Origin of the sequence: Stenotrophomonas sp. B2, from assembly GCF_014947095.1 — a bacterium.
Taxonomy (GTDB): Bacteria; Pseudomonadota; Gammaproteobacteria; order Xanthomonadales; family Xanthomonadaceae; genus Stenotrophomonas; species Stenotrophomonas maltophilia_P.
This window is the reverse complement of the sequence record NZ_JADCQA010000005.1, coordinates 123,587-147,030: the sequence shown is the minus strand read 5'-3', so window position 1 is coordinate 147,030 and position 23,444 is coordinate 123,587. Positions and strand designations below refer to the sequence as shown.

General features: G+C 65.2%; 21 protein-coding genes and 3 tRNA genes. 3 read left to right on the top strand and 21 right to left on the bottom strand.

Features of this window, described 5'->3' with window-relative positions; all coding sequences use genetic code 11:
- Positions 1 to 4: 4 nt before the first annotated feature.
- The 21 genes from rimP to IMX13_RS07265 all read right to left on the bottom strand — a co-directional run bounded on the left by rimP (position 5) and on the right by IMX13_RS07265 (position 19,317).
- Positions 5 to 595 (bottom strand): ribosome maturation factor RimP, encoded by a 591-nt coding sequence (gene rimP / locus IMX13_RS07365; protein ID WP_053518672.1) that lies wholly within the window; start codon positions 593 to 595, stop codon positions 5 to 7.
- A 367-nt stretch (positions 596 to 962) separates the two neighbouring features.
- Positions 963 to 1,039: transfer RNA gene (locus IMX13_RS07360), tRNA-Met, on the bottom strand.
- 82 nt (positions 1,040 to 1,121) lie between these two features.
- Positions 1,122 to 1,198: transfer RNA gene (locus IMX13_RS07355), tRNA-Met, on the bottom strand.
- A gap of 126 nt (positions 1,199 to 1,324) precedes the next feature.
- Positions 1,325 to 2,785 (bottom strand): NADH-quinone oxidoreductase subunit NuoN, encoded by a 1,461-nt coding sequence (gene nuoN / locus IMX13_RS07350; protein ID WP_053519920.1) that lies wholly within the window; start codon positions 2,783 to 2,785, stop codon positions 1,325 to 1,327.
- Positions 2,786 to 2,800: 15 nt separating this feature from the next.
- Positions 2,801 to 4,309: an NADH-quinone oxidoreductase subunit M gene (locus tag IMX13_RS07345; protein WP_193396113.1), complete on the bottom strand. Its 1,509-nt coding sequence runs from the start codon at positions 4,307 to 4,309 to the stop codon at positions 2,801 to 2,803.
- Positions 4,310 to 4,332: 23 nt separating this feature from the next.
- Positions 4,333 to 6,495 carry an NADH-quinone oxidoreductase subunit L gene (nuoL, locus tag IMX13_RS07340; RefSeq protein ID WP_193396112.1) on the bottom strand — a complete coding sequence of 721 codons (2,163 nt, stop codon included), beginning with the start codon at positions 6,493 to 6,495 and terminating at the stop codon, positions 4,333 to 4,335.
- Positions 6,496 to 6,502: 7 nt separating this feature from the next.
- A complete protein-coding gene (gene nuoK, locus IMX13_RS07335) occupies positions 6,503 to 6,808 on the bottom strand; it encodes an NADH-quinone oxidoreductase subunit NuoK (RefSeq protein WP_053519917.1) in 306 nt (101 codons plus the stop codon).
- Complete coding sequence (locus IMX13_RS07330; RefSeq protein WP_053519916.1) at positions 6,805 to 7,464, bottom strand: NADH-quinone oxidoreductase subunit J; 660 nt, start codon at positions 7,462 to 7,464, stop codon at positions 6,805 to 6,807. Before IMX13_RS07330 ends, nuoK begins: the two co-directional genes overlap by 4 nt.
- 9 nt (positions 7,465 to 7,473) lie before the next feature.
- Positions 7,474 to 7,962, bottom strand: coding sequence for an NADH-quinone oxidoreductase subunit NuoI (gene nuoI / locus IMX13_RS07325; RefSeq protein WP_053519915.1), 489 nt, complete (start codon positions 7,960 to 7,962; stop codon positions 7,474 to 7,476).
- A 4-nt stretch (positions 7,963 to 7,966) separates the two neighbouring features.
- Complete coding sequence (gene nuoH / locus IMX13_RS07320) at positions 7,967 to 9,061, bottom strand: NADH-quinone oxidoreductase subunit NuoH (protein WP_193396111.1); 1,095 nt, start codon at positions 9,059 to 9,061, stop codon at positions 7,967 to 7,969.
- Entirely contained in the window at positions 9,058 to 11,292 is a 2,235-nt protein-coding gene (gene nuoG, locus IMX13_RS07315; RefSeq protein ID WP_193396110.1) for an NADH-quinone oxidoreductase subunit NuoG, read from the bottom strand. Before nuoG ends, nuoH begins: the two co-directional genes overlap by 4 nt.
- Positions 11,289 to 12,629, bottom strand: coding sequence for an NADH-quinone oxidoreductase subunit NuoF (gene nuoF / locus IMX13_RS07310; protein WP_193396109.1), 1,341 nt, complete (start codon positions 12,627 to 12,629; stop codon positions 11,289 to 11,291). The genes nuoG and nuoF overlap by 4 nt, the downstream gene beginning before the upstream one ends.
- Positions 12,630 to 12,633: 4 nt before the next feature.
- Positions 12,634 to 13,161, bottom strand: a complete 528-nt coding sequence (gene nuoE / locus IMX13_RS07305; RefSeq protein ID WP_006381132.1) for an NADH-quinone oxidoreductase subunit NuoE — start codon at positions 13,159 to 13,161, stop codon at positions 12,634 to 12,636.
- Between the two features lie 97 nt (positions 13,162 to 13,258).
- On the bottom strand, positions 13,259 to 14,566 hold the full coding sequence (locus tag IMX13_RS07300; protein ID WP_193396108.1) for an NADH-quinone oxidoreductase subunit D: 1,308 nt from the start codon (positions 14,564 to 14,566) through the stop codon (positions 13,259 to 13,261).
- Positions 14,563 to 15,309, bottom strand: a complete 747-nt coding sequence (locus tag IMX13_RS07295) for an NADH-quinone oxidoreductase subunit C (protein ID WP_065181852.1) — start codon at positions 15,307 to 15,309, stop codon at positions 14,563 to 14,565. The genes IMX13_RS07300 and IMX13_RS07295 overlap by 4 nt, the downstream gene beginning before the upstream one ends.
- Before the next feature lie 33 nt (positions 15,310 to 15,342).
- Entirely contained in the window at positions 15,343 to 15,897 is a 555-nt protein-coding gene (locus tag IMX13_RS07290) for an NADH-quinone oxidoreductase subunit B (protein ID WP_005410463.1), read from the bottom strand.
- Positions 15,888 to 16,244 carry an NADH-quinone oxidoreductase subunit A gene (locus tag IMX13_RS07285; RefSeq protein WP_053519909.1) on the bottom strand — a complete coding sequence of 119 codons (357 nt, stop codon included), beginning with the start codon at positions 16,242 to 16,244 and terminating at the stop codon, positions 15,888 to 15,890. The genes IMX13_RS07290 and IMX13_RS07285 overlap by 10 nt, the downstream gene beginning before the upstream one ends.
- Before the next feature lie 111 nt (positions 16,245 to 16,355).
- A tRNA-Leu gene (locus IMX13_RS07280) sits at positions 16,356 to 16,440 on the bottom strand.
- A 51-nt stretch (positions 16,441 to 16,491) separates the two neighbouring features.
- Entirely contained in the window at positions 16,492 to 16,929 is a 438-nt protein-coding gene (secG, locus tag IMX13_RS07275; RefSeq protein ID WP_065175541.1) for a preprotein translocase subunit SecG, read from the bottom strand.
- Between the two features lie 33 nt (positions 16,930 to 16,962).
- On the bottom strand, positions 16,963 to 17,718 hold the full coding sequence (gene tpiA, locus IMX13_RS07270) for a triose-phosphate isomerase (RefSeq protein WP_193396107.1): 756 nt from the start codon (positions 17,716 to 17,718) through the stop codon (positions 16,963 to 16,965).
- Positions 17,719 to 18,339: 621 nt separating this feature from the next.
- A complete protein-coding gene (locus tag IMX13_RS07265) occupies positions 18,340 to 19,317 on the bottom strand; it encodes a 2-oxoglutarate and iron-dependent oxygenase domain-containing protein (RefSeq protein WP_111186385.1) in 978 nt (325 codons plus the stop codon).
- 149 nt (positions 19,318 to 19,466) lie between these two features.
- Here IMX13_RS07265 and IMX13_RS07260 point away from each other — a divergent pair, with 149 nt between their 5' ends.
- The 3 genes from IMX13_RS07260 to IMX13_RS07250 are packed head-to-tail and all read left to right on the top strand — an operon-like array spanning position 19,467 to position 23,365.
- The gene (locus tag IMX13_RS07260; RefSeq protein ID WP_193396106.1) at positions 19,467 to 21,350 is read left to right on the top strand and encodes a DUF3413 domain-containing protein; all 1,884 of its coding nucleotides are present in this window, start codon (positions 19,467 to 19,469) and stop codon (positions 21,348 to 21,350) included.
- Between the two features lie 19 nt (positions 21,351 to 21,369).
- Complete coding sequence (locus IMX13_RS07255; RefSeq protein WP_053520079.1) at positions 21,370 to 22,515, top strand: glycosyltransferase family 4 protein; 1,146 nt, start codon at positions 21,370 to 21,372, stop codon at positions 22,513 to 22,515.
- Positions 22,508 to 23,365, top strand: a complete 858-nt coding sequence (locus IMX13_RS07250) for a polysaccharide deacetylase family protein (RefSeq protein WP_193396105.1) — start codon at positions 22,508 to 22,510, stop codon at positions 23,363 to 23,365. The genes IMX13_RS07255 and IMX13_RS07250 overlap by 8 nt, the downstream gene beginning before the upstream one ends.
- Positions 23,366 to 23,444: the final 79 nt, after the last annotated feature.

The window sequence follows — 23,444 nt, the reverse complement described above, 5'->3', positions numbered from 1 at the left end:
TGGCTCACTCCGCGCGCGGCTTCTTTGCCGCCGGCTCGTTGGAAGAAGAATTCTTGTTCGGCTTCGGACGCTTCGGTGCCGGACCGGTCGGCTTGCTCGGGGCCAGCCCCAGCGCCACCCAGTCGGGCAGGATCCGTGCCTTGTCGATGTTGTCCGCCGACACGACCACTTCGGCCTTGTCGACGATGAAGGTGATGGTGCCCGCAGCCTCGTCGGTCGCTTCGATACGGCCCTGCAGGCGACGTCGGTTGTCCTGCGGCAGCTTCAGGGTGACCTTGGCCGACTCCCCCAGGTGGCGAGTGAACTGCTCCAGGTTGAACAGCGGACGATCGACGCCCGGCGAGGACACTTCCAGCGTGTAGTTGCCGCTGATCGGGTCTTCGACGTCCAGCTGCGCCGACACTTCGCGGCTGACCCGCTCGCAGTCGTCGACATTGATGATGCGCTCGGGCTGTTCAGCCAGCGGCACGTCGATGTAAAGGCGCAGGGTCGCACCGCCGGGGGCCGGCAGATACTCAACGCCCAGCAGCTCCAGGCCCAGCGACACAACGGTCGGGGCGAGCAGATTCGCGATGTCGGTTGCCTTGTCGCTCACAGCCTGCCTTGATCTCTTGGTTGGGTGCCGGCCATGGCCGGCGTGAACATGACGCCCCGGAAACGACAAAGGGCCCGCAGGGCCCCTTTTTCCGGAAAGACTCCGGTGACTGGATTCCGGTTGCAGCACGCCGCGAAGGCATGTTGCGAGCCCTCCTTCCGGGTGAGGTCTCCCCAGGGGAGCGCCGCCTTCAGGGGTACTGCTTAGGCCGATGATGATAGCGGCTGCACCGCGCTGGTGCAAGGCAGGGACCCGGGTCAGATCCCTTTTCCACGGAAAAAGGGATCTGACCCCGAACACGTGGAAAGCACACAGACCTCAAAGAAAAACGCCTTCGAAGCAGGACTTCGAAGGCGATCTCTTTACTTGGTAGCGGGGGCAGGATTTGAACCTGCGACCTTCGGGTTATGAGCCCGACGAGCTGCCAGACTGCTCCACCCCGCATCAGAAGCGGAATCATGAGGCATAAGTGCAATAAATGCAAGCTTTCCCTCATTCATCAAGCCGGATGGCGCCGGCCCGATGTTGGTAGCGGGGGCAGGATTTGAACCTGCGACCTTCGGGTTATGAGCCCGACGAGCTGCCAGACTGCTCCACCCCGCACCGGAAGTGTTTGAACTGCTGCCCCACCCTGACGAGGGGGCCATTGCAACGATGTTCTGGCTGAACCGCTGCAGTGACAACTCAGGCTGCGCATATTACACGAATCGCGCAGCTTTGTGTCAACTTTTATGCAAGATGCGCAAAAGCCTGCTGGCACCAGACCATGATCGGGTTCCAGGCCAGGCCCAGGGCCAGCAGCGCCAGCGCGTTCACGCCCAGCACCAGGCCCAGCACGCGGTCGTTGCTGCGCGGAATGGCCTCGCCCACCGGCTCATCGAAGTACATGACCTTGATGACCCGCAGGTAGTAGAAGCAGCCGACCACTGCGCACAGCACGCCGAGGATCGCCAGCCACAGCAGGCCGCCGTTGACGGCCGCACCCAGCACCGCCAGCTTGGTCCAGAAGCCGAGGAACGGCGGAATGCCCGCCAGCGACGCCATGATGCACAGCACCAGGCCGGCCATCCACGGGTTGCGGGCGTTCAGGCCCTTGAAGTCCTCGATGTTCTCGGCCTCGAAGCCGGCACGCGACAGCGCGATGATCGCGCCGAAGGCAGCGGTGGACATGATGGCGTAGGCCAGCGCATAGAACAGCGCGGCAGCGTAGCCCTGCGAGCCACCACCGGCGATGCCCATCAGCAGGAAGCCGATGTGCGAGACGGTGGAGAACGCCAGCATGCGCTTGAGATTGCTCTGCGCAATCGCCATCAGGTTGCCGATCACCAGCGATACGGCGGCCAGGCCGGCGATCAGCAGCTGCAGCTCGGTCGACAGCGGACCCACGCCCATTTCCAGCAGGCGGTAGGCCATGCCGAACGCAGCCAGCTTCGGTGCCGAGCTGATGAACAGCGCGATCGGCGCCGGCGCACCCTGGTAGACGTCCGGCAGCCACATGTGGAACGGTGCCGCGCCCAGCTTGAAGGCCACGCCCGCGATCATGAACACCGCGCCGGTGATCAGCAGCACGCGCTCTTCGGAATGCGGGATGGCATCGCGGATCACGTCCAGGTGCAGGCTGCCGGTGGCGCCGTAGATCAGCGACATGCCATACAGCAGCAGGCCGGAGGCAAGCGAACCGAGCACGATGTACTTCATCGCCGCTTCCGAGGCCAGGCCGCTGTCGCGGTTGCTGGCCACCAGTGCATACGAGCACAGCGCCAGCAGTTCCAGGCCCAGGTAGACCATCAGCAGGCTGCCGGCCGAGACCAGGATCATCATGCCGGCCGTGCCGAACAGGATCAGCACCGGGATCTCGCCCTGGAACAGGTTGCGGTCGCGCAGGTAGCGCCAGCCGTACACGAGGGTCAGGCCGCTGAGCAGCACGATCCCGGTCTTCATCACGTCCGCGGCGGTATCGCGCACGAACATGCCATGGAAGACCTCTCCCTGCCCGCCCACGCCGGTCGCCAGCATGAACAGCACGACGGCCAGTGCAGCAACCGAGAACAGGTGGGTGACGATCTTGTTCCGCTCGCTGACGAACAGGTCGAGGATCATCAGGGCGAAGGCGCTGCCGATCAGCACCAGCTCTGGGGCGAGCGGAGGCAGGTCAGCAGCGGTCAATGGCAGCAGCGGCGAGGTGGTCATCATCAAATCCTGGAATTACAGCAGCTTGCTGGATGCGATCTGCATCGCCAGCTTCGCGATCGAGGGCTCCATCAGGTCGGTCAGCGGCTTGGGGTAGACGCCCAGGGCAAGCACGCCGATGGCGAACACGCCCAGCACCAGCCATTCGCGGCCGTTGATGTCCTTCAGTTCGGCGACATGGCTGTTGGCCACTTCGCCGAAGAAGATGCGCTTGTACAGCCACAGGGTATAGGCCGCACCGATGATCAGGGTGGTGGCCGCGCCCAGGGCGATCCACGGGTTACGCTGGAAGGCGGACAGGATGACCATGAACTCGCCGACGAAACCGCTGGTGCCCGGCAGGCCCGCATTGGCCATGAAGAACAGCATGGCGAAGGTGGCGAACCAGGGCATCACATTGACCACACCGCCGTAATCGGCGATGCGGCGGCTGTGCATGCGGTCGTACAGCACGCCGACGCAGGAGAACATCGCACCCGACACGAAGCCGTGCGAGATCATCTGCACCATCGCGCCCTGCAGGCCCAGGCGGGCCGCATCGACGTTGCCGGCTTCACGCACCAGCCACAGGGCAATGAAGGTACCCAGGGTGACGAAACCCATGTGCGCGATCGACGAGTACGCGATCAGCTTCTTCATGTCGTCCTGGACCAGGGCGACCAGGCCAACGTAGATCACCGCGATCAGCGACAGCGCGATCACCAGCCAGGCCCACTCCAGCGAAGCATCCGGCACGATCGGCAGGTTGAAGCGCAGGAAGCCGTAACCACCGATCTTCAGCGCGATGGCGGCCAGGATCACCGAACCGGCGGTCGGCGCTTCCACGTGCGCATCCGGCAGCCAGGTGTGCACCGGGAACATCGGCACCTTGACCGCGAAGGCGATCAGGAAGGCGAAGAAGATCCAGGTCTGCTCCTTGGCCGTCAGCGGCAGCGCGTACAGATCGGCCAGCTGGAAGCTGCCGCCCTTCATGTACAGGTAGATCAGCGCCACCAGCATCAGCACGGAGCCGAGGAAGGTGTAGAGGAAGAACTTCAGTGCGGCGTAGATGCGACGCGGGCCACCCCAGACACCGATGATGAGGAACATCGGGATCAGCATCGCTTCGAAGAACACGTAGAACAGCATCGCGTCCGTCGCGGCGAAGATGCCGACGGTGACGCCTTCCAGGATCAGGAAGGCCGCCACGTACTGGTTGACGCGCTTGTCGATCGCGCTCCAGGCACCGATCAGGGCAAGCACGCTGACCAGGGTGGTCAGCAGGATCAGCGCCACGGCGATGCCGTCCACGCCCAGGTTGTAGCCGATCTTGTACGCCGGGATCCACGCATGGGTCTCGACGAACTGCAGGCCATCGATGCCCGGGTTGTAGCCGCCCAGCAGCGAGAGGCTCGCCACGAAGGTCAGCACCGCCACGCCCAGCGACGCCCAGCGGGCGGTCTGAGCATCACGGATCGCAAGGATCAGGGCACCACCGATGATCGGCAGCCAGATGAGGACACTGAGTAGAGGCCAGTTCGACACGTCTTCTTATTCCGTACAGGTCATCAACGCAGGTAATGCATCAGCACGCCCAGCAGGGCAATCAGGCCGATGATCATCGCGAAGGCGTAGTGATAGAGGAAACCGGATTGGGTACGACGCAGCACGCCGGCTGCGACGTCCACAACACGTGCCGAGAGATTGACCACGCCGTCGACGATGTTGCTGTCGATCCAGCGCGAGACCCTGCCGAGCTTGACGCTGCCACCGGCAAAGCCATCGATCCACAGCTTGTCGAAGCCGTACTTGTTTTCCAGCACCGACACCAGCGGGGCGAAGGCCTTGCGTGCCTTGCCCGACAGGTCCGGCTTCCACAGGTAGAACAACGCGGCCAGCAGGAAGCCCGCCAGGGTCAGCCAGAACGGCGGCAGCATCATGCCGTGCAGCGCGAACGCCACCGGGCCATGGAACTCCTCGCCGAGGAAGGCCACGGTGTTCTTGGCCGGATCGTAGAAGTCGACGATGCCGGTGAAGAACGTGGTCGCCTGGCCCTTGATCGCCTCATGGGCGTGGTGGCCGGCCCAGTCGGTGCCGTGCAGCATCGGACCGATGCTGAAGAAGCCGATGGCGATCGACGGGATGGCCAGCAGGATCAGCGGCAGGGTCACCACCCACGGGGTCTCGTGCGGCTCGTGCGCGCCGTGGCCATGACCGTGGTCGTCATGGTGGGCGTCGGCATGGTGCGCATCAGCGGCATGGTGATCGTCATGGCCGTGGCCATGATCGTCATGCGCGTCGCGGAAGCGCTCCTTGCCATGGAAGGTCATGAACAGCAGGCGGAAGCTGTAGAAGCTGGTCACCAGCACGCCGCCCAGCACCGCCCAGTAGCCATAGGTGGCCACCCAGCTGCCCTGGATATGCGCATGGATCTCGGCGGCCTCGATGATGGTGTCCTTCGAGTAGAAGCCGGAGAAGAACGGCGTACCGACCAGGGCCAGGGTACCGATCCACATGGTGATGAAGGTGATCGGCATGTACCTGCGCAGGCCGCCCATCTTGCGCATGTCCTGCTCGTGGTGCATGGCGATGATGACCGAACCGGCGCCGAGGAACAGCAGCGCCTTGAAGAAGGCGTGGGTCATCAGGTGGAACACGGCAGCCGAATAGGCCGAAACACCCAGCGCCACGGTCATGTAGCCCAGCTGCGACAGCGTCGAGTACGCGACCACGCGCTTGATGTCGTTCTGCACGATACCGATCAGGCCGGTGAAGAAGGCCGTGGTGGCACCGATGAACAGGATGAAGTCCAGCGCGGTCTGCGACAGCTCGAACAGCGGCGACATGCGGGTGACCATGAAGATACCGGCGGTCACCATGGTCGCGGCGTGGATCAGCGCCGAGATCGGCGTCGGGCCTTCCATCGAATCCGGCAGCCACACGTGCAGCGGGACCTGGGCCGACTTGCCCATGGCGCCGATGAACAGGCAGATGCAGATCAGGGTGGCGATCGACCAGATCACCGGCTCGTTCAGCAGCTGCATCCCGAACAGGGTGCCGTCCCAGATCTGCAGCTGGGCGCGCGGGTCGGCCAGCATGCTGGCCTGCGAGAACACCTCGGAGTAGTCCAGGGTGCCGAACACCCACAGCACGCCGGCGATACCCAGCAGGAAGCCGAAGTCACCGACGCGGTTGACCAGGAACGCCTTCATGTTGGCGAAGATCGCGGTCGGGCGCTTGAACCAGAAGCCGATCAGCAGGTACGACACCAGGCCCACCGCTTCCCAGCCGAAGAACAGCTGCAGGAAGTTGTTGCTCATCACCAGGGTGAGCATCGAGAAGGTGAACAGCGAGATGTAGCTGAAGAAGCGCTGGTAGCCCGGATCGTCCTGCATGTAGCCGATCGTGTAGATGTGGACCAGCAGCGACACGAAGGTCACCACCACCATCATCATCGCGGTCAGCTTGTCGACCATGAAACCGACGTGGGCCGAGTACTGGCCGACTTCGAAGAAGGTGTAGACGTTGTGGTTGAACGGCTGCGCCCCACCCCACAGCAGCTGGTAGAGCGTGTACATCGACAGGCCGCACGCAACCGCAACGCCGAGGATGGTGATGGTCTGCGCGCCGAAGCGCTTGACCTGGCGACCGAACAGGCCGGCGATGATGCTGCCGAACAGCGGTGCAAGCACCACTGCGATCAACAGACTCTTGGAGAGAGTGATTTCCATCTGTGGATCAGCCCTTCAGCGAATCGACTTCGCCGACATTGATCGTGCGGCGGGTACGGAACAGGGTCACCAGGATCGCCAGGCCGATGGCGGCCTCGGCAGCGGCGACGGTCAGGATGAAGAACACGAACAGCTGGCCGGATGGATCGCCCAGCTGGCGCGAGAATCCGACGAAGTTGATGTTCACCGACAGCAGCATCAACTCGATGGACATCAGCAGCACGATGATGTTCTTGCGGTTGAGGAAGATGCCGGCAAGGCTGATGCAGAACAGCACCGCGCCCAGCGCCAGGATATGGCCCAGAGTGATCATGCCTTGGTCTCCTCTTCGCCCGCCGCAGGCGTGCTGTTGCTGTGCACCACCGGCTGCTCGGCACTCATCTTGACCACGCGCAGGCGATCGTGCGCCTTGACCATGGTCTGCTGCGTCGGGTTCTGGGTCTTCAGGCCTTCGCGGCGACGCAGGGTCAGCATCACCGCGGCCACCACGGCCACGGTCAGGATGACGGCGGCGAACTCGAACGGCAGCAGGTACTCGGTGAACAGGCTGCGGGCCAGCCAGGTGACGTTGGACGTGTCAGCGGCCAGAGCGGCGGCATTGTCGGCCGGGAACGGGTTGACCGCCCTGCCCTTGACGCCGATCAGCATCAGCATCTGCACCAGCATCGCCACGGCCACGACCAGGCCGACCGGCAGGTAACGCACCCAGCCCTCACGCAGGTTCGACGGATCGATGTCGAGCATCATCACCACGAACAGGAACAGCACCATCACCGCGCCGACGTAGACCAGCACCAGCGCCACACCGAGGAACTCGGCGCCCACCAGCAGCCACACGCAGGCAACGGAGAAGAAGGTCAGCACCAGGCACAGAACGGCGTGCACGGGGTTGCGCACGCTGATCACCGCCGCGGCGGAGATGCCGGCCACGATGGCGAAGACCCAGAAAGCGATATTTACCCAATCCATCTCTCGACCTCAGCGGTAAGCGGCATCGGCGGCGCGACGCTCGGCGATCTCGGACTCGAGACGGTCGCCCAGGGCCAGCAGCTGCGGCTTGGTAACGATGTTTTCGCCACGATTCTCGAAGTGGTACTCGAGGATGTGGGTTTCGACGATCGAGTCCACCGGGCAGCTTTCCTCACAGAAGCCGCAGAAGATGCACTTGAACAGGTCGATGTCGTAGCGGGTGGTGCGGCGGGTGCCGTCCTCGCGCTTGGCCGAATCGATGGTGATGGCCAGCGCCGGGCAGACCGCCTCGCACAGCTTGCAGGCGATGCAGCGCTCTTCACCGTTGGGATAGCGGCGCAGCGCATGCAGGCCACGGAAGCGCGGCGACTGCGGGAACTTCTCCATCGGGTACATCATCGTGTACTTCGGCCTGACGCTGTACTTCAGCGTCAGCCAAAGGCCGGCCAGCAGTTCGAGCAGCAGCAGGCTCTTGAAGTAATGGGTAATCCTGTTCATCACTTTAGACGCCCTTTTGAATCACGCCGAAGAACACCATGACGGCGGTGACCGCGATCCAGAAAATGGTCAGCGGAATGAAGACCTTCCAGCCCAGGCGCATGATCTGGTCGTAGCGGAAGCGCGGGAAGCTGGCACGGAACCAGATGTAGGCACTGGCGAAGAAGAACACCTTGACGAACAGCCACGGCGCGCCACCCTTCCAGATCCAGTCGACCAGCGGCGACACATTGCCCGGATCGACCCAGCCCTGGATCGGGCTCAGCCAGCCACCGAGGAAGAAGATCGAGATCAGGAAACTGATCAGTATCATGTTCGCGTACTCGGCCAGGAAGAACAGCGCGAACGCGCCGCCCGAGTACTCGACCATGTGGCCAGCGACGATTTCCGACTCGCCTTCCACCACGTCGAACGGCGCACGGTTGGTCTCGGCCACGCCGGACACCCAGTACACGACGAACAGCGGGAACAGCGGAATCAGGAACCAGTCGAAGAAGCCGGAACTGCCGGCCTGGGCCATCACGATGTTGCTCAGGTTCAGGCTGCCCGAAGCGATCATGACGCCGACCAGGGCGAAGCCCATCGCGATTTCGTAGCTGATCATCTGCGCCGAGGCACGCATCGCACCCAGGAACGCATACTTCGAGTTGGACGCCCAGCCGGCCAGGATGATGCCGTAGATGCCCAGCGAGGTCATCGCCAGCAGGTACAGCAGGCCGGCATTGGCGTTGGACAGCACGATCTGCGAATCGAACGGAATCACCGCCCAGGCCGCGAACGCCGGGGCCAGGGTGATCAGCGGTGCCAGCAGGTAGATCGCCTTGTTGGCGTTGCTCGGCTGGACCACTTCCTTGAACAGCAGCTTGAAGACGTCGGCGAAGGCCTGGAAGATGCCCATGCCCACGTACATCGGGCCATGGCGGACGTGCATCCAGCCGATCAGCTTGCGTTCCCAGACCACGTAGAAGGCCACCGAGACGATCACCGGTACGGTGATCACCAGGATCTTCAGGATGATCCAGAGCAGCGCGCCGATGTCACCGAGGCCGAGCAGCCACTGGTGCAGCGGATCGACCGCGTTCAACAGCAATTCGTTCATGCAGCCACCACCGTTACGCGAGCGGCACCCAGCGGCGCGGTCGCGCCGTGGCCCGATTCAATCCAGACCGAACCCGCAGCGACGCGGGCGTCGACCACCACCGGCAGGGTGGCGCGACCGGCATCGGTGCCGACCTTGGCCATCTGCCCTTCCTGCAGCTGCAGGCGTGCGGCATCTTCCGTGTTGAGGACGATGCGCGGGGCGTTGTTCAGCGGATGCGACTGCAGCGCCGGAGCGCGGCGGACCACGGCATCGGTGCGGTAGATCGCCGCCGTCGAGGCCACTTCCAGGCCTTCGCCTGCAACGGCCGGCTGGGCCGACGCAGCCACGGTGACCGATACCGGTGCCAGGCTGGCACGCAGGCCCGCCAGATCGATGAAGTCGAAACCGGCCACCGCCAGCTCACCGCCCAGCGCACGCAGGACGCGCCAGCCTTCACGGGCCTCGCCCGGCAGCTTGCCGCCGGCACGGGCCGACTGTTCGCGGCCATCGAGGTTGGTCAGGGTGGCGTCGATTTCCGGCAGCGCACCGATCGGCAGGATCACATCGGCGACGTCGCGGGTCGAGGCGCAGGCGAAGTAGCTGAACGCCACGACCTGGGCACCGGCCAGCGCCTTGCGCGCGGCAGGCGCATCGGCAAAGTCCAGGCCCGGCTCCAGGCCGTACACCACGTAGGCCTGGCGCGGCTGCGCCAGCATCGCGGCGACGTCCCTGCCGGCCGGCAGCACGCCCGCACGGGTCAGGCCGACGGCGTTGGCGCCCTGCGGAATGCGGCACAGGCGGGCACCGGTGGCGGTGGCAAAATCACGCGCGGCGGCGCGGATCGCGGCAGCCTGCGGGTGGTTCTCGGCGATGCCACCGACGATCAGCACGGTGTTGTTGCCACCCTGCACCGCCGAACGCAGCTCGGCATTGGCCAGGGCATCGACGAACTGCGACGGTGCGACGATCTGCTTGCCGGCGATGCTGAAGGCGAAGTCGAAGTCGACCGGGTTGACGACGTGGATCTTCGCGCCGTTCTGGGTCTGCGCCTTGCGCAGGCGGGCATGCAGCAGCGGCAGTTCATGGCGGATGTTGCTGCCCAGAACCACGATGCGGTCAGCGCCTTCGATCTCCGCTAGCGGCAGGCCGAACACTTCGGCGGTGGCGGCGTCGGAGAAATCGCGGTTGTTGATGCGGTGATCGATGTTGCCCGAACCCAGGCCCTTGGCCAGGCGCGCCAGCAGAGCGCCCTCCTCGTTGGAGGTCGACGGGTGCACCAGCACGCCCAGGGTGTCGCCCTGGTTCGCCTTGAGGATGTCGGCGGCAGCGGCCAGGCCTTCGGCCCAGCTCACTTCCTTCCACTCGCCGTTGACCTTGCGCAGCGGCTTGACCGCACGGTCTTCGCTGTACAGGCCCTGGTGCGAGTAGCGGTCGCGGTCGGACAGCCAGCATTCGTTGACCGCTTCGTTGTCGCGCGGCACCGAACGCAGCACTTCACCGCGGCGCACATGCAGGAACAGGTTCGACCCCATCGCGTCGTGGTAACCCAGCGACTCGCGCGCGGTCAGCTCCCACGGACGGGCACGGAACTGGAACACCTTGTTGGTCAGCGCGCCGACCGGGCAGACGTCGACGACGTTGCCGGACAGTTCGGTGGTCAGGGGCTTGCCGTCGTAGGTACCGATCTGCAGGTTCTCGCCGCGGTACATGCCACCCAGTTCATAGGTGCCCGCCACTTCGGCGGTGAAACGGACGCAGCGGGTGCACTGGATGCAGCGGGTCATCTCGGTGGCGACCAGCGGACCCATGTCCTCGTCCGGGACCACGCGCTTGCGCTCGTTGAAGCGGCTGACCGAACGGCCATAGCCCAGCGACACGTCCTGCAGCTCGCACTCGCCGCCCTGATCGCAGATCGGGCAGTCCAGCGGATGGTTGATGAGCAGGAACTCCATCACCGAGCGCTGGAACTTCAGCGCCTTCTCGCTGCGGGTGGCGACCTTCATGCCGTCCATCACCGGCGTGGCGCAGGCCGGCGCCGGCTTCGGCGACTTCTCCACGTCCACCAGGCACATGCGGCAGTTGGCGGCGATCGGCAGCTTCTCGTGGTAGCAGAAGCGCGGAATCGGAATGCCGGCCTTGTCGGCGGCCTGGATGATCATCGAACCCTTGGGCACGACCAGGGACTTGCCATCGATCTCGATGGTCACATGGTCCGGTGGCACGTTCGGGTTTACGGGTTGCGCGCTCATGCGGCGGCTGCCTCCACCTTCTTGCCGTCAACCATCGAATGACCGTTGACGATGTAGTACTCGAATTCGTCCCAGAACTGGCGCAGGAAGCCCTGGATGGGCCATGCCGCCGCTTCGCCGAACGCACAGATGGTGTGGCCTTCGATCTGGCCGGCCACCGCCTTCAGCTGGTGCAGGTCTTCCATCGTGGCCTTGCCGGCGACGATGCGCTCGAGCACGCGGTGCATCCAGCCGGTGCCTTCACGGCACGGCGTGCACTGGCCGCAGGATTCCTTGTGGAAGAACTGGCTGATGCGGCAGGCGAACTTGACGCAGCACACGCTGTCATCCAGCACCACGACCGCCCCGGAACCCAGGCCGGAGCCCAGCGCCCGGATGGTGTCGTAGTCCATCGGCAGGCCCTTCAGCTCCGCCGCGGTGAGCACCGGCATGGAGACGCCGCCCGGAATCGCACCCTTCAGGGTACGGCCCGGGCGCAGGCCACCGGCCATTTCCAGCAGCTCGTCGAAGGTGGTGCCAAGCGGCACTTCAAAGTTGCCGCCGTTCTGCACGCAGCCGGAGACCGAGAAGCACTTCGGGCCGCCATTGGCGGTCCGGCTCAGGCCCTTGAACCACTCCGGACCGTTGCGGATGATCGCCGGCACCGAGCCGTAGGTCTCGGTGTTGTTGATCGTCGACGGCTTGCCGTACAGGCCGAAGTTGGCCGGGAACGGCGGCTTGTAGCGCGGCTGTCCCTTCTTGCCTTCCAGCGATTCCATCAGCGCGGTTTCTTCGCCGCAGATGTAGGCACCGGCACCGAGAGCACCGTAGATGTCGATGTCCACGCCTGCGCCCAGCACGTTCTTGCCCAGCCAGCCGTTCGCGTAGGCGTCGGCCAGGGCCTGTTCGAAGTGCTCGAAGGGCTCGTGGTGGAACTCGCCGCGCAGGTAGTTGTAGCCCACGGTCGAACCGGTGGCGTAGCAGGCGATCGCCATGCCTTCCACCACCGAATGCGGGTTGTAACGCAGGATGTCGCGATCCTTGCAGGTGCCCGGCTCGGATTCATCCGAATTGCAGAGGATGTACTTCTGCATGTTGCCCTTGGGCATGAAGGACCACTTCAGGCCGGTCGGGAAGCCTGCGCCACCGCGGCCGCGCAGGCCGGAGGCCTTGACCATCTCGATGACCTGCTCCGGCGGGATCTTCTCTTCGAGGATCTTGCGCAGGGCAGCGTAGCCACCGGTCTTGAGGTAGCTTTCGTACGACCACGGAGTGTCGTAATGCAGGGTGGTGTAGACCACCTGGTGCGGCAGCGGGGCGGGACCGACCGGACCCTTGGATTCGTGGTGATGTGCCATGCCCTTACTCCAGCCCGTCCAGCAGCTCGTCGACCTTTTCCAGGGTCAGACGCTCATGGTAGTGACCGTTGATGACCATCATCGGCGCACCGCCGCAGCCGGCCAGGCACTCTTCCTCGCGCTTGAGGTAGACGCGGCCGTCCGGGGTCGATTCGCCGTGCTTGATGCCCAGCTTCTTCTCGCAGTGGCGCACGATGTCCTCGGCGCCATTGAGCCAGCAGCTGATGTTGGTGCAGATGGCCACGTTGTTGCGGCCCACCTTCTCGGTCTCGAACATCGAGTAGAAGCTGGCGACCTCGTAGGCCCACACCGGCGGCAGGTCCAGGTACTTGGCCACGCCGGCGATCAGCTCGTCGGTCAGCCAGCCCTCATTCTGCTCTTGGGCCGCATGCAGGCCCTGCAGCACGGCAGAGCGCTTGCGGTCCGGCGGGAACTTGGACAGCCAGTGATCGATGTGAGCGCGGGTCTTGTCGCTCAGCACCACCATCGGGTCGACGTCGCGCGCCGCCTCGAAATTACCTGTCGCCTTCATCGGCCGACCTCAGCGAAATGCATAACGTGAAATTCCAGGAACTGCGGCGCCGGCTTGCGCCGGCTGCCTGCAGCAGGCGTTGGCGTGGCAGACGGCATTACCGGTCAACCTCGCCGAACACCAGATCGTAGGTACCGATCATCGCCACCACGTCGGCCAGCATGTGGCCGCGCACGATCGAGTCGATCGAGGACAGGTGGGCGAAGCCCGGCGCACGCAGGTGCACGCGGAAGGGCTTGTTGGCGCCGTCGGAAACCAGGTAGCAGCCGAACTCGCCCTTCGGGGCCTCCACCGCCGAGTAGGTCTCGCCGGCCGGCACGCAGTAGCCTTCGCTGAACAGCTTGAAGTGGTGGATCAGCGCTTCCATGTCGTCCTTCATGTCCTCGCGGCTGGGCGGAGCGACCTTGAAGTTCTTGACCATGACCGGGCCGGGGTTGGCCTTCAGCCATGCCACGCACTGCTTGATGATGCGGTTGGACTCGCGCATCTCGGCGACGCGGACCAGATAACGGTCGTAGCAGTCGCCTTCCTTGCCCAGCGGAATGTCGAAATCAACGGCATCGTACTTGGCATACGGACGCTTCTTGCGCAGGTCCCAGGCGACGCCCGAACCGCGCAGCATGACGCCGGTCATGCCCCACTGGTGCGCCAGTTCCGGAGTGACCACGCCGATGCCGACGGTGCGCTGCTTCCAGATGCGGTTGTCGGTCAGCAGGGTTTCGTATTCGTCGACGCGACCCGGGAACTCATTGGTGAAGTTCTCCAGGAAATCCAGCAGCGAGCCCTCGCGCGAAGCATTGAGCTGCTTCAGCGCCTTGCCCTTGTGCCAACGGGATTCCTTGTACTTCGGCATGTGGTCCGGCAGGTCGCGGTAGACACCGCCCGGCCGGTAGTACGCCGCGTGCATGCGCGCGCCGGAAACCGCTTCGTAGCAGTCCATCAGCTCTTCGCGCTCGCGGAAGGCATACAGCATCACCGCCATCGCACCCAGGTCGAGCGCGTTGGAACCCAACCACATCAGGTGGTTGAGGATGCGGGTGATCTCGTCGTACATGGTACGGATGTACTGCGCACGCTCCGGCGCCTCGATCCCCATCAGGGTCTCGATCGCGCGCACGTAGGCGTGCTCGTTGCACATCATCGACACGTAATCCAGGCGATCCATGTAACCGATCGACTGGTTGAACGGCTTGGACTCGGCCAGCTTCTCGGTACCACGATGCAGCAGGCCGACGTGCGGGTCGGCGCGCATGATGGTCTCGCCGTCCATCTCCAGGATCAGGCGCAGCACGCCATGCGCGGCCGGATGCTGCGGGCCGAAGTTCATGGTGTAGTTGCGGATTTCCTGCCGGCTTTCGGCGGCATTGCTGGCGAACGCTTCGCCGGCCTGGTGTACGTGGCTCACTTCACTGCCTCCTGCGCGCGCTCGCCGGCTGCGGTCTGCAGACGGGCGTCGTCGCGGATCACGCGCGGCACGCCGACACGCGGCTCAACCGAGGTGACCGGTTCGTAGATCACGCGCTTCTTTTCTTCGTCGTAGCGCACTTCGACATTGCCGATCAGCGGGAAGTCCTTGCGGAACGGATGGCCGACGAAACCGTAGTCGGTCAGGATCCGGCGCAGGTCCGGGTGGCCTTCGAAGATCACGCCATACAGATCGAACGCTTCGCGCTCGAACCAGTTCAGGCCCGGCCAGATGCCGGTCAGCGAGGACACCACCGGCAGCGCTTCGTCAGGTGCGAAGCAGCGCAGGTGCATCATCAGGTTGTGCTGGTACGAGCGCAGCTGCGCCACCACGGCAAAGCGCTGGGTCGGCATGTGCTGCGGGCGGGCGCCTTCGGCACTCTCCTCGCTGGGGAACTCGCCCCACGCGAAGCGGCCCTGCGCCTTGCCCTCGACGCCGCGGCTGAAGCCGTGCGAGGACACGTCGGCGGTGTCCCATTCGTCGGAGCCGTAGCCCAGGTAGTCGACGCCGCAGAGGTCCACGGCCTGCTCGAAACCAAACTCGTCACGCAGCGCCAGGGCGGTGGCGTGCCACTCGGCGGCAGGCACTTCCAGCGTCACTTCGCCGCGGGGTTCGACCACGATGACCTTCGCACCAGCGAAACGTGCGGAGAGTCGGTCGATGAAGGATGCTTGCTCTGCCATGGGGGCTTGGCGCGCTCTTGTCAGGTGAAGGGGTCAGCGGGCGATGGTCTGTGTACGCCAGATCTTCTTCTGCAGCTGCAGGATCCCGTACACCAGCGCCTCGGCGGTCGGCGGGCAGCCCGGGACGTAGACGTCCACCGGCACCACGCGATCACAGCCGCGCACGACAGAATAGGAATAGTGGTAATAACCACCGCCATTGGCACAGCTGCCCATGGAGATCACCCACTTGGGGTCGGGCATCTGGTCGTAGACCTTGCGCAGTGCCGGGGCCATCTTATTGACCAGCGTACCGGCGACGATCATCACGTCGGACTGGCGCGGCGACGGGCGGAACACCACGCCGTAGCGGTCCAGGTCCAGGCGCGCGGCGCCGGCGTGCATCATCTCCACGGCACAGCAGGCCAGGCCGAAGGTCATCGGCCACATCGAGCCGGTACGCGCCCAGTTCAGCAGGGCGTCGACGCTGGTGGTGACGAAGCCTTTTTCCAGCAGGGGGTTGTCGCCTTCCGGCCGCAGGATGTCATCAACCCGCCCTTCCGGGGTCGGATTGTTCATCAGGCCATCGAGCGTCTGAATCACTCCCATTCCAGCGCTCCCTTCTTCCAGACGTAAATGAAACCGAGGAACAGCATGCCGACGAACAGGCCCATGGTGACCAGCGAACGGGCACCCAGCTCCATGAAGACCTGGGTCCACGGCACGATGAAGATGATTTCCAGGTCGAAGACGATGAACTGGATCGCGATCAGGTAATAGCGCACATCGAACTTCATGCGCGCGTCTTCGAACGCCTCGAAGCCGCACTCGTACGGCGAGAGCTTTTCCAGATCAGGGCGGCGGGGACCGAGGAGTCGGCCGACCAGCATCAGCACGACGCCGATACCGGTGGCAACGATCAGAAACAGCAGAGACGGCAAATATTCGGCCAGCACAGCGATTCTCTCTTGCCTCTGCCGCTGCGCCTGCAGGCGCTTTGGCATGGGGGAGTGGACGGGAATCGCCCTGGCGCATTGCGCGCCAGGTGAACCCGCTTTACTTACAAATGGTGCCCAAGAGGGGACTCGAACCCCTACGACTTGCGTCGCTACCACCTCAAGGTAGTGCGTCTACCAATTCCGCCACCTGGGCAAACGATCACATCAGACTATCTTCCCGATGCGCCGCGTATTGTAACCGGCTTCAGTCTTTCTGGGAGCCTTCCGACGGCTTTTCTTCACCAGAAACCGAAGATTCCGCCTGAGCCGGCACAGTCGCCGCCGGAACCGGGGCTGCCGGGACCTCATCGGCCTTCGGAACGGCCGGCAGTTCGCCTGCAGGGGCTGCCGGAGCGCTGGCCGCCGGGGCGGACATCAGACCCAGGTCCTGCTCGGCGGCAGGACGGCTGCCGTGGCCGGCATACCAGGCCATGAAGAGACTGATGCCGAAGAACACCACGGCCAGCCACTTGGTCGACTTGGACAGGAAGTTCGAGGCGCCACGCGCACCGAACACCGTTCCCGAGGCACCGGCACCAAAGCCCGAACCAGCCGCTGCGCCCGAGCCACGCTGCATCAGGATCAGCGCGATCATGGCTACGGCAACCAGCACGTAGACGACATTGAGGATCAACATCAGCATTGGAAATCCGCCCTCGGACAATACTTCTAGGATTTAGTTCGCGGCCGCCGCCTTCGCGATGGCCAGGAAGTCCGCGGCCACCAGGGAGGCGCCGCCGACCAGCCCACCATCGACATCCGGCTGCGCGAACAGTTCCCCGGCATTGTCGGGCTTCACGCTGCCGCCGTAAAGAATGGGCAGTGAATCAGCAATTCTAGCATCGATGCGCGCGACTTCGCCACGGATGAACGCGTGCACCTGTTGTGCCTGCTCCTTGCTCGCGGTGCGGCCGGTGCCGATCGCCCAGACCGGCTCGTAGGCGACCACGGCGCTGGCGAAACCGTCGGCGCCGACGAGATCCAGCACCGGCGCCAGCTGGCTGGCGATGACCGCTTCGGTCTGTCCGGCCTCGCGCTGCTCCAGGGTCTCACCCACGCACAGTACCGGCACCAGGCCGGCATGCAGGGCAGCGGCGAACTTGCGGGCAACCAGTTCGCTGCTCTCGTGGTGGTACTGGCGACGCTCGGAATGTCCAACCAGGCCGTAACGGGCACCGACCTCGTGCAGCATGGCCGCGCACACTTCGCCGGTGTAGGCCCCCTTCTCGTTGCTGCTCACGTCCTGGGCACCGAAGGTCATGCCGGTCGCGCCGAACTTCTCGACCAGCTCGCCCAGGTACGGCAGCGGCGGCAGGATGACGACATCGACCCCGTCCAGCGGCAGCCCCGCAGCCACCTGCCCCAGCAGTTCATTGGCGAATTGACGGCTGCCATGCAGCTTCCAGTTTCCGGCGACGATCTTGCGGCGCATGAGCGGGTGGCTCCTGTGTGAAGTCAGCCGGTCATGATACCCGCTACGGCAAAAATCCGTTTCCGTGTAAGCGGTTACATGGATTTCCAGCCAACGGCGCGGCCCCTCGTGGCGGAGGTGGGGTTGGTCGCGGGGAGCCCCGGGTGGACTCGCGGGGTTGGCCGGACGGGTGGGGATGACGGGGGACGCCGTGAACCCATCCCTGGGGGCTTGGCCGCGGCATCCATGCCGCGGACACCCCCGCCATCCCCACCCGTCCGGCCTCTGACACATTCCGGCGGTTCCGCCCGCCACGGAAAGAGAAAAGAAGATCAAAGGCAAAAGCGGCATTGCGGGTGACTGCCGGGGTCAGATCCGGATCTGACCCCTGCCCCACCTCGGTGTGACAGATCCCATCCATCCGTCACCGGGAAACTGTCGAAGGCGGGGAGGTGTCGGATGGCGGGGTGTCCGCGGCATGGATGCCGCGGCCAAGCCCCCAGGGATGGGTTTACGCCGTCCCCGCCATCCGACGCCTCCCCGCCTCCCCACGGAACATCCCAGAGCCGCTTTGGCTTTGGCTCGCCGGGCACGGCCCGGCGCTACCCGTAATGGAAAGGCCGCCTCGCGGCGGCCTTTTCATTACTTCAGCTTGATCTCGCGCAGGCGTTCCTCGAGGAAGCCGTGGGCGGTGATCGGCTCCGGATACCGGCTCGGGTTCTCCGGGGTGATGCAGGACGGCAGCACGTCGATCAGGAAGTCCGGGTTCGGGTGCAGGAAGAACGGCACCGAGTAGCGCGGCTGGCGGGCCAGCTCGCCCGGGGGATTGACCACGCGATGGATGGTGGAGGGATACACGTGATTGGTCAGGCGCTGCAGCATGTCGCCGATGTTGACCACGATGGTGTCCGCATCCGAGGTGAACGGCACCCACTTGCCATCGTGCGACTGCACCTCCAGGCCCGCCGCACTGGCACCGACCAGCAGGGTGATGAAGTTGATGTCGCCATGCGCACCGGCACGCACGTTGGGAATGTCGTCGGTGGTGATCGGCGGGTAATGGATCGGGCGCAGGATCGAGTTGCCGAAATTGGTCTTGTCGGCGAAGAAATCCTCCGGCAGGCCGATGTGCAGCGCCAGCGCCGACAGCACGCGCGACCCGAGGTTGTCCAGCGCCTGATACAGGCCGTAGCCCCGCTCACGGAAGCCCTCGACCTCGGTCGGCCACAGGTTCGGCGGCATCACGTCGCGGTACCTGGAGTCGTCGCCGATCTCCCGGCCGATGTGCCAGAACTCCTTCAGATCGAAGTGCTTGGACCCCTTCGCGGTTTCCACGCCGAACGGGGTATAGCCGCGTGCACCGCCGCCGCCAGCCACGTGGTACTTCCGCTTGACCTCCTCCGGCAGGGCGAAGAAGGCCTTGAAGACATCGTAGGCCGCGTCGATGTCGGCCTGCGGAATGCCGTGGTTGCGGATGCCCGCGAATCCCCATTGGCGATAGGCCGCCCCCAGCTCGGCCACGAAGGCCTCGCGGTCGCTGTCAAAACGGGTGATGTCGAGGGTCGGGATCTGGCTCACAGCGGTTCCTGGCTTGTCATTGGGTCTGGAGGGGCGCCGCATTCAGGGCGCACCTGAACATTGTGACAGATCGCCCGCAGGTCGACACCGATACGTTGAAACAAACCGATACAATGCGCGACCCGCGCGCGGTTCCGCCGGCCGCGGCGGCGCCGCCCCCTTGTCCCGCTCCTGCTGAACACGTACCGACGATGCCCTCCGCTCCACCCGCCGCCGATCCAGCTTCCCGACCCGGTTGTACCCAGCACTGGCGCCGGCTGGCCTGGTGGTCCTTGTTCGTGGCGGCGAACGCCGTACTGGCAGCCGTCATCACCCTGGGCAACGTGCCGCTGCGGGACAACCCCGGCGGCCCCGTCGGCCTGGCGTATCTGGCCGTTGCCCTGCCCGGCCACCTGCTGGCGTTCGGCGCGCTGGCCGGCCTGCTGCCGCTGCTGCTCGGTCTGTGGGCCCGCAGCGCGCGTCCTCTGAGCATCGGCGCGGTGGTGCTGCAGGGCCTGTGGCTGTGCCTGCTGCTGGTCGATGCCAAGGTGTTCGCGCTGTACCGCTTCCACCTCAATGCCATGGTGGCGAACATGGTGTTCGGCGGCGCGCTGCACGATCAGGTCGCGCTGTCGTGGAAGACCTGGCTGCAGGCGATCGCCCTGGTATCGGCCATCTTCGCCGCCGAAGCCCTGCTGGCGTGGGCCTGCTGGAAGCTGCTGCCCGCCCTGCCCCGACGGCGCCACGTCCTGCAGGCATGGACACTGGTCATCCTGCTGATGGCAGGTGGCCAGGTGGCGACCGCCTATTACGATGCACGCGGCGAGCGTGACGTGATCAGCCAGTGGAACTACCTGCCCTGGGCGCAGCCGATCACCGCCAAGAGCTTCATGCGTCGCCTGGGCGTGGTCAGCCAGCAGCAGGCGGGCCTGCCCGACCCCCGCCATGCCCAGCTGCACTACCCGCTGCATCCGCTGCGCTGCCAGAGCCACCAGCGGCCGAACGTGCTGATGGTGGTACTCGAATCACTCCGCCACGATGTGCTGACGCCACAGATCATGCCGAACACCACGGCATTGGCGCAGTCCTCCCGCGTCTACGAGCATCACTTCAGCACCGGCAACGCCACCCGCTACGGCCTGTTCGGCCTGCTCTACGGCCTTCCCGGTGGCTACTGGGCAAGCATGCTTGACGAGCAGCGTGGCTCGCAGCTGTTCCAGGTCCTGGGACAGCAGGGCTATGACCTGCACCTGTACGGCAGCGCGCCGATGTACAGCCCGGAATTCGACCGCACCGTGTTCGCCGATGTCCGTGACCAGCTGCACCAGGGGCCGTCGGCACTGAAGCCCGATGGCCGCGACCGTGCCATCGTCGCGTCGCTGCAGCAGGACATCCGTAACAGCCAGGCCGCGCAGCGCCCGTGGTTCGGTTTCGTGTTCCTCGACTCCACCCACGCGCCCTACCACCTGCCGGCCGACTATCCGCCCCTGGCCACGCCGATGGCCGCGGACATCGACTTCCTCAAGTTCGGGCCGGACCACGATCCGACGCCGGAACTGAACCGCTATCACACCTCCGTCCACTACGCCGACAGCCTGGTCGGATCGCTGCTCGATACCCTGCGTGCGCAGGGCCTGGAGCAGGACACCATCGTGCTGGTCACTGGCGATCACGCAGAGGAGTTCAACGACCTCGCACTGAACTACTGGGGCCACAACGGCAACTTCTCCGACTACCAGTTGCAGGTGCCGTTCGTGCTGCACTGGCCGGGCGAGGCCAGCGGCCGTGATGCGCGCACCAGCTCGCATGAGGACTGGGTGCCCACGCTGATGCGGCACGCCCTGGGCTGCGAGAACCCGCTGGCCGACTACAGCACCGGCCAGGATCTGCTGGCGGCCCCGGAAGGGCTCCGTGCCCTGGTGGTGGAAAGCTGGTCGCAGCGCGCCGTCCGCCACGGCGATGCCCTCTACGTGTTCGACAAGTTCGGCAATGCCACCGCGCTGGATCGGCACTATCGCCCACTGCCACAACAGGCGCCGGACGCAGCCGCGATCCGTTCCGCCTGGGAAGCGCTGACGCGCTTCCGCAATCGTTGATATCAAGGATCGAGTCCGCATGAAACGTTCGCTGCGCATCCTGCACACCGAAGCCGCCAAGGGAATGGGCGGGCAGGAGATCTACATCTTCCGCCACATGCAGGCCATGCGCGCGCGCGGCCACGACGTCTCGCTGCTGTGCCAGCCCGAGGCACGGCTGGCGCAGCTGGCGCGCGATGACGGCTTCACCGTGCATACGCTGCGCATGGGAGGGCTGGCGCGCCTGCTGCGCGGCATCTGGTCGGTTTCGCGCCTGGTGCGCCGCGAACGCTATGACGTGGTGAACACCACCAGCCGTCGCGACGCCTTGATTGCCGCCGCCGGCGCCCGCCTCGGCGGTGCGCCGCTGGTGGTGCGCTCGCGCCACCTGATGAGTCCGGTCAACTCGCTGCTGACCTATACCGGCCTGCCGCACCGGGTGCTGACCGTCAGCAGCTTCGTCAAGCAGCTGCTGGCCGACCGTGGCATTCCCGCTGAGCGCATCGGCATCGTGCCGCCGATCGCGGTTCCACCGCGCTGGACCGATATCCGCAAGGAAGATCCGTGGCAGTGCCTGCAGGACGTGCGTGCCGAAGTCCGTGCCGAGCTCGGCTTCGGCGAACAGGACATCGTGGTCGGCTGCGTGGCGGTGCTGCGCGAGCCCAAGGGCCATGCCGATCTGCTGCAGGCAATGGTGCCGCTGTGCAAGGCCAATCCGAACCTGCACCTGGTGGTGATCGGCGACGGGCAGCCAGTGATGGAGCGCCTGCAGGCGATGTGCGCCGAGCACGGCCTGCAGTCGCAGGTCCACCTGCTCGGCTACCGCGACGGCGCCTGCCGGCTGATGGCCGGCTTCGATATCTTCGCCCTCGCCTCGCACAAGGAAGCCGCCGGCACCGTGTTTCTGGAAGCGGCGTACGTCGGCGTGCCGATCGTGGCGACGCGGGTTGGTGGCGTGCCGGAGATGGTCGTGGACGGCAGCAATGCAATCCTCACCCGGCTGGGCGACAATGCTGCCCTGACGGGCGCTCTGCGCCTGCTGGTGGACGATCCGGAACGGCGCCGGCAGATGGGCCGTGCCGGCTGGGAATGGATGCGCGCTGCGCACCGCTTCACACCCACCGGCCACGGCGAGACCACCGAACACTACTACCGCCAGTGGCTGAAGGAGCTGGGACATGGCTGATGCCCGAACCGTACCGGTGCTGATGCACCATCACGTCAGTCCGTCGCCCGGCATGATCACGGTGTCGCCGGAGAATTTCGAAAGCCAGATTGCCTGGCTGGCCAACAGTGGCTGGACCTCACTGACACTGGAGCAGTACGCCGGGTTCCTGGCCGGCAGGCCGGTGCCGCGCCGGTCGATCGTCATCACCTTCGACGATGGCTACCTGGACAACTGGGTCTACGCGCATCCGATCCTGCAGAAGTACGGCATGCACGCGGTGGTGTTCGTGGTCACCGGATGGATGGGCGAAGGCTCGGTGCGGCCGCATGCAGGCCTGCCCGGCGCGGTACTGCCGGCAACGCCGGACCATCGCGGCTGCGAGGCCGCCATCTACGAGCAGGGGCGCAGCGACGATGTGATGATGCGCTGGAGCGAAGCGCGCGCGGCGATCGACGCGGGCACCTTCGAGGTGCATTGCCATACCCACACCCATACACGCTGGTTGCGCCGCGAAGACCTGGACCGCGCGCAGCGCCGGGCCGGCATCAGCAACGACCTGGCACTCTCGCGCCAGGTCCTGCAGGACAAGCTGGGCGCAGTTTCGGACACATTGTGCTGGCCGTACGGTGACTTCGACGATGACCATGTCGAAGTCGCGCGCGAGCAGGGGTTCCGTTACCTGCATACCACCCACCCGTTCGGCCGCAACGTGATCGGCGGCGATCCCGAACGCATCTACCGCTTCGCGATCCGCAACCGGCCGGCCAGCTGGTTGCGCAAGCGCATCGCGCAGAGCTACAACCCGTTGATCGCGCCGCTGTTCAACGGCTTCAAGGCCCGCCAGAAGAAGATGGTGCCGGGCCCCTGAGTCCGCCTCGGCCCAGCAGCGGCCCCCTGAACAGAAAACGCCCCGGTCGTCCGGGGCGTTGTCCGTTGCGGAACCACCT

What these genes read in the sequence shown, in the direction of transcription:
- nuoE (WP_006381132.1), bottom strand. Translation starts at nt 13,161, where the DNA reads ATGAAGGCGACAGGTAATTTCGAGGCGGCGCGCGACGTCGACCCGATG.
- nuoL (WP_193396112.1), bottom strand. Translation starts at nt 6,495, where the DNA reads ATGGAAATCACTCTCTCCAAGAGTCTGTTGATCGCAGTGGTGCTTGCA.
- nuoH (WP_193396111.1), bottom strand. Translation starts at nt 9,061, where the DNA reads ATGAACGAATTGCTGTTGAACGCGGTCGATCCGCTGCACCAGTGGCTG.
- nuoK (WP_053519917.1), bottom strand. Translation starts at nt 6,808, where the DNA reads ATGATCACTCTGGGCCATATCCTGGCGCTGGGCGCGGTGCTGTTCTGC.
- IMX13_RS07250 (WP_193396105.1), top strand. Translation starts at nt 22,508, where the DNA reads ATGGCTGATGCCCGAACCGTACCGGTGCTGATGCACCATCACGTCAGT.
- secG (WP_065175541.1), bottom strand. Translation starts at nt 16,929, where the DNA reads ATGCTGATGTTGATCCTCAATGTCGTCTACGTGCTGGTTGCCGTAGCC.
- tpiA (WP_193396107.1), bottom strand. Translation starts at nt 17,718, where the DNA reads ATGCGCCGCAAGATCGTCGCCGGAAACTGGAAGCTGCATGGCAGCCGT.
- IMX13_RS07265 (WP_111186385.1), bottom strand. Translation starts at nt 19,317, where the DNA reads ATGCGGCGCCCCTCCAGACCCAATGACAAGCCAGGAACCGCTGTGAGC.
- IMX13_RS07260 (WP_193396106.1), top strand. Translation starts at nt 19,467, where the DNA reads ATGCCCTCCGCTCCACCCGCCGCCGATCCAGCTTCCCGACCCGGTTGT.
- nuoN (WP_053519920.1), bottom strand. Translation starts at nt 2,785, where the DNA reads ATGACCACCTCGCCGCTGCTGCCATTGACCGCTGCTGACCTGCCTCCG.
- nuoF (WP_193396109.1), bottom strand. Translation starts at nt 12,629, where the DNA reads ATGGCACATCACCACGAATCCAAGGGTCCGGTCGGTCCCGCCCCGCTG.
- IMX13_RS07255 (WP_053520079.1), top strand. Translation starts at nt 21,370, where the DNA reads ATGAAACGTTCGCTGCGCATCCTGCACACCGAAGCCGCCAAGGGAATG.
- nuoI (WP_053519915.1), bottom strand. Translation starts at nt 7,962, where the DNA reads ATGAACAGGATTACCCATTACTTCAAGAGCCTGCTGCTGCTCGAACTG.
- IMX13_RS07295 (WP_065181852.1), bottom strand. Translation starts at nt 15,309, where the DNA reads ATGGCAGAGCAAGCATCCTTCATCGACCGACTCTCCGCACGTTTCGCT.
- IMX13_RS07330 (WP_053519916.1), bottom strand. Translation starts at nt 7,464, where the DNA reads ATGGATTGGGTAAATATCGCTTTCTGGGTCTTCGCCATCGTGGCCGGC.
- nuoG (WP_193396110.1), bottom strand. Translation starts at nt 11,292, where the DNA reads ATGAGCGCGCAACCCGTAAACCCGAACGTGCCACCGGACCATGTGACC.
- IMX13_RS07290 (WP_005410463.1), bottom strand. Translation starts at nt 15,897, where the DNA reads ATGGGAGTGATTCAGACGCTCGATGGCCTGATGAACAATCCGACCCCG.